Origin of the sequence: Streptomyces albidus (ex Kaewkla and Franco 2022) (assembly GCF_013870515.1) — a bacterium.
Taxonomy (GTDB): Bacteria; Actinomycetota; Actinomycetes; order Streptomycetales; family Streptomycetaceae; genus Streptomyces; species Streptomyces albidus.
Genome location: NZ_JACBXA010000327.1, coordinates 1 through 5,387 on the forward strand (window position 1 = coordinate 1; position 5,387 = coordinate 5,387).

General features: G+C 72.2%; 4 protein-coding genes. All 4 read right to left on the bottom strand.

Going from position 1 to position 5,387, the window contains the following annotated elements; translation table 11 throughout:
• The coding region (locus tag H5J26_RS27985; protein WP_181768756.1) for a lipid II flippase MurJ at positions 1 to 1,462 on the bottom strand (1,462 nt) is incomplete at its 3' end.
• Positions 1,459 to 2,919, bottom strand: coding sequence for an O-antigen ligase family protein (locus tag H5J26_RS27990; protein ID WP_419183860.1), 1,461 nt, complete (start codon positions 2,917 to 2,919; stop codon positions 1,459 to 1,461). The genes H5J26_RS27985 and H5J26_RS27990, both read right to left, overlap by 4 nt.
• 5 nt (positions 2,920 to 2,924) lie before the next feature.
• Complete coding sequence (locus tag H5J26_RS27995) at positions 2,925 to 4,460, bottom strand: sugar transferase (protein ID WP_181768757.1); 1,536 nt, start codon at positions 4,458 to 4,460, stop codon at positions 2,925 to 2,927.
• Positions 4,457 to 5,387, bottom strand: a 931-nt coding sequence (locus tag H5J26_RS28000; RefSeq protein ID WP_181768758.1) for a glycosyltransferase, incomplete at its 5' end; no start/stop codon positions are given. The genes H5J26_RS28000 and H5J26_RS27995, both read right to left, overlap by 4 nt.

Consider the following 5,387-nt stretch of genomic DNA (forward strand, 5'->3'; position numbering starts at 1 on the left):
GTACGTCGATGGCGACCACCCGGGCACCGAGTCCGAACAGCAGCAGCAGCGCCGCTGTGGTGATGCCGACGGCGTTCGCGGCGGCGATGCCGTGAACGCCCCAGAAGCGCACCGCGATCGCCCCCGCGATCACGGTGACGGAAAGCCCGGTGCCCATCGCCGCGGCCGGATACCAGGTGGGCCGGGTGCCGGAGAAGAACGGGCGCACGAGGGCGCCGACCATGCTGTGACCGAGCAGGCCGCAGCTGTAGACCCGCATCACCGAGGCGGTGTCCGCGGTGTCGCCCGGGCCGAACGCGCCGCGCTGGAAGAGGAGCTGGATGAGCTGCGGGGCGCACGCGGTGACGTAGGCGGCGCCCAGCAGCACCACGATCCCGACGAGCGCCAGATCGCGCTCCACGCGGCGGCGGGCCCGTTCCGTGTCCCCGTCCGCCATGGCGCGGGCGACGACCGGGAAGGTGACGGTGCACACCATCAGCGAGAGCACCATCGGCATCTGCGCGACCTTCTGCGCGTAGTTGAGGTGCGAGATGGCGCCGGAGGGCAGCGGGGACGCGAGGAAGCGCTCGAAGAGAACCTGCCCCTGACGCATCAGCGCGAAGACCACCACCGGCGCCAGCACGCCGAAGCCCAGCAGCGCGACTCGTCCCTTCATCGCTCCCGGACCTGCGAGGACGCCCGCGCGACGGGCAGCGCGTGCGGCGCGACGGCTCGCCCGGCTCGGCAACCGTGCGACGAAGGAGGGGAGTTGGACGAGCACCATCAGCAGACCGCCCGCAGCCACCCCCACAGCCGCCGCCCGTACGCCCCACGCGGCGTGCCCGGCGAACATCACAGTGATGATCGCGACGTTGTAGGCGACGTAGATCGCGGCGGGAGCGACGAAGTGCCGGTGCGCGCGCAGGGCCGCGCTGAAGTAGCCGGCCAGCCCGAAGGTCACGACGGTCAGGGATGTCAGCCGCATGCAGTCGACAGCCGTACGGGCGTCCGGCAGACCCGGCGCCAGCACCCGTACGAGGAGCGGCGCGGTGAGCATCAGCACGGCGCCGGCCGCTGCGAGCCCCAGAGCGAGGCGCGGCAGAGTCGCCGTCACCACGCCCCAGACGGGGTCGGGTGCGGTGGACGTACCGTCCTCGTCCTCGCGTGAACGGGCCGCTCTGTGGGAGAGGGCGAGGCTGAAGGCGGGGACGAGGATGAGAGCCATGGCGTCCTCGATGAGCAGCGTCGCGGCAAGCTCGGGAACGGTCCAGGCGACGAGGAAGGCGTCGGTGTCGGCGTCGGCTCCGAAGAGACTCGCGATGGTCTGGTCGCGCAGCAGACCGAAGAAGGCACCGGCCGCCGTGAACGCCGCCGTGATGACCGCCGCCCTGGCGAGGAACCGTCCCAGCGGGGGAGGGGCGCCGCCCTTCCCGGCGGACGGCGGAGCGCCCTGGGTGGTGCGGGAAGCGTGCGTGTCGGTCATCGGCCGGGCGCCTCGTCGTCCTCGGTCGGGGTCGGCGCGAGCGCCCACCAGGCCACCGCTCCGAGCACGAGGGCGGTCAGTACGGTCGAGGGTCCGCCGATGTCGGCGTACAGGAAGTCGACCGTCTGCCAGACGATCAGCCCGACGGCGACGAGCCCGCAGTCGGAGGTACCCGGCGCATCGGCGGCACCGGCCGAACGGGAGGCCCGCCGGGCGGAGTGCAACCGCCGCAGACCGCACACGGTCAGCGCGGTCCCGCCGCCCACGAAGGCCATCACCCCGATCAGGCCCTGCTCGCTGAGGACGAGCAGATACATGTTGTGCGGGGAGAGAAGCGGCTCGCGCTGGAACTGCGTGCCCGCGCCCGCGGTGTCGCTCCCCGAGGAGAGGCCCACGGGGGCGTGTCCGTCGCGGTACGCGGGGAAGTTCTTCGGCCCGACGCCCGTGGCGGGGTCGTCCTGCCAGATGCTGGTGGCCGCCGACCAGAGGCTGTAGCGGTCGGTGACGGAACGGTCGGGTGCGGAGTTGACGTCGGCGATGCTGCTGAGGCGCTCCTCGACCATCGTGGAACCGACTCCGAAGCCGCCGACCAGCACGACCATCACGGCGGTCAGCGCCGCGAACGCCACCAGTGCCTTACGCAGCGCGGCAAGCAGCAGCACGACGGTGCACGCCGCGACCGTGGCGATCCACGCGCCCCGGCTGTAGGAGAGGACGAGCGGGACCAGGAGCGCTGCCGCACAGCACAGGGCGCCGATCCGCAGGAGCTTCGGGCTCTCGGCAGGCGCGGCCAGGCACAGGGCGAAGGCCGCAACGAGGCCGTAGGAGACCACCGTCGACATCCCCATGATGTCGAGTGCGCCGAAGGTGCCGACCGCGCGGATGTTCTGACCCATGTACGAGGCGCCGGTCCCCGTGAGGTTCTGCACGACGCCGACGCTGCCCTGCACGAGGGCGAGCAGCACGAGTGCACCGCACAGCAGCCTGAAGTCCTTCGTGTCCCGCATCATCAGCAGCACGGCCGCCGGGACCACGACGAAGATCTGCAGGTAGCGGACGAAGCCGGGCAGGCTCGCGGAGGGATCGGCGGACGCGGCGGTGGTCACGGCGAAGGCCACGGCTGGTGCCCCGAGCACCACCGCTGCCGTCGGCGTGAGCCGCCCGCCGCGTCCGCGCAGCAGCCTCACCAGGCACCACACCACCAGCACCATGGAGGCCGCGTCTGGGACGGTGACATTGCCGGACGTGGTGACGTCGCTCGTCTGCGCCGGTGCGCAGAGCACGAGAACCGTCGCCACCGTGGGTCCCATCGGCGCCCAGCGCTTCCAGAACACCCATCGGGTCCAGGGGCGCCTGCTGCTCTTCGGGGCGGCGCCATGCGCGGGGGGCGTGCGTTCCGGCAGCCGCTGCCCGACTTCGAGGGGCGGCCGCCGGCTCTCCGGGACTACGACTGTCACCGTGGTCACCGTCCTTCGAGACGGAAGAAGGAGGTCACGGTCTGGATCATGATCCGTACGTCCTGCCACAGCGACCACGTCTCGACGTAGTGGTTGTCGAAGCGGGCGCGGTCCTCGATCGAGGTGTTGCCGCGCAGCCCGTGCACCTGGGCGAGACCGGTGATGCCGACGGGTGAGCGGTGCCGCTCGGAGTAGCCGGGAAGCTCCTTGCTGAACTGCTGCACGAAGTACGGGCGTTCAGGCCGGGGGCCGACGAGGCTCATGTCTCCGCGCAGTACGTTCCACAGCTGCGGCAGCTCGTCCAGCGACGTACGGCGCAGCAGCCTGCCGACCCTGCTCATCCGCTCGTCGCCCGCGACGCTCCAGAGGGTGGCCGACTCCCGTTCATCGGCGGGACGCAGCGTGCGGAACTTCAGCAGGGTGAACGGTCCTCCGCCCAGCCCGACCCGCTCCTGCCGGAAGATCACCCCCGGTCCGTCGGAGAGCCGAACGGCCAGCGCACAGGCGGCGAGCACCGGGGCGGCGAAGAGAAGCGCCGGCGCGACCAGGACGAGGTCCAGCAGCCGCTTGCGCCAACTCCAGCCGGGGCTGGGGCATTCCAGGGACAGGCGACGGCAGGAGAACCCCCACACGTGTGCCGGTCCCGAGTCGTGCGTCCCGTGCACGCCGACCGCGCATCCGGGGCGCACCAGCCATCCCGCGACGCCCCGCTCGTGGAGCAGCCGCGCCAGCAGCGCGTTGTGCGGCTGCTCCCACGGCGAGTGGAGGAAGACGACGTCGCGGACGGTGTTCTGGATGACCGCCCTGGTCACGTCCTCCAGCGCGACGACGACGGGCAGGGGTGCCTCGTCCATTCCGGCGGTGTCGTCGGGGAGACCGGCCGTACTGCCGGCACCGCCGAGCTCGACGAACCCGACCGGCCGAAGCCCGTACCGGGTGTGCTCTGAGAAGACCCGCGCGACCGTGTGCGCCAACTGCCCGCTGCCCACGACGAGCGCGGGACTGGGACTGCGCCACGCCTTGAAGCGCCGGATCCCGTGCACGAAGGCCCGCGTCGTGAAGGAGAGGGCGGCGTTGGCGGCGACAGCGATCAGCAGCGCCAGCCAGTGCAGCGCTGCCGGCCGCTCGAAGGCCGCGATCACGGCGGCCGCCACGCACCACGCCATTGCCGCGCGGGCGACGAGGGCGGGCAGTTCGTCCAGCGCGTACGTCTGCAGCCCCGGACGGTACAGACCGGCCTGCGCGTTGAGTCCCAGCACGCAGACGGTGATCGGCCCGAGCAGGAGCGGATCCGGCAGGCCGCCTTCGAGGGTCAGCACGACCGCCGTCGAGGCCACCATGTCTGCGGAGACGAGCGCTGCCGCGCCGCGGTGCCTCAGTCCGAGCTTCTTCCGGCGCCGGACACCGCCCGCGGGCGGGGGGACGCGCTGTTCACGCGAGGGTTTGGGCGGCTGTACGGCGATGCTCATGTCCCCGTCGCCTACAGGCCGGGTCACCACACGGGCGGTGTGCGACCTCTCGTCGGTGCTGTCCTGCGTCATTGCGCGGCACGCCCCTCGACCTGGGAGGTCCGGGCTCCGAGCAGTTCGCGGTACAGCCGCAGCACGGACGCCGCCGTCTGCCGCACGTCGAAGTCCGCCCGTACGTGCTTGCGCGCGGCCTCACCCAGGAAGTCCCGTAGCCCCGGGTCGCCCAGAAGCTTCGTCACCGCCTCGGCCAGCGCGCGGTGGTCTCCGGCCGGGACCAGGCAGTCCTCCTCCTGTCCCGGCGGAAGGCATTCGCGGGCACCGCCCACGTCCGTGACCACCACCGGTCGTCCACAGGCCATCGCCTCGAGCGGAGTGAGGGCCATGCCCTCCCACAACGAGGGCAGCACGGCCAGGTCGGCAGCGCCGTACCAGTGGTTCACCTCGTCACTCGCACCCGCGAAAAGCACCCGCTCCGGCGCCCGTTCGCTCAGCTCCTCACGGTCCGGCCCGTCACCTACGAGCACGAGCCAGGCGCCCGGCACCTGTGCGGTGATCTGCGCCCACGCGCTCAGCAGGGTGCGCTGCCCCTTCTGGGGGCAGAGCCGTCCCACGCACACGACCAGGGGTGCGTCCGCCGGCACTTCTTCGAGTGCCGGAAGGGCAGCACGGGCAGTGGCACGCTCGGCGGCCCGGATGTCCTGCTGGGACGAGTCCGCCGACGGGGAGGCGAAGGAGCTCAGGTCCACCCCGTTGCGCACGACCGCCCAGGGTGCGGTGACCCCCGCCTTCTCTCCCGTGCGGCGCTCCGCCTCGCTCACGCACAGCAGCCGGTCCGTCCAGCGCGCAGCCCAGCGCTCCCAGCTGCGGGCGAGCCTGGCGGTGCGTCCCTCGACAGCCTCGAAGGACCACGCGTGCGGCTGGTACACCGTCGGCACGCGGCCCCGAAGCGCCAGGCGTGCGGCCAGCCCCGCCTTGGCACTGTGCGCGTGGACGATGTCG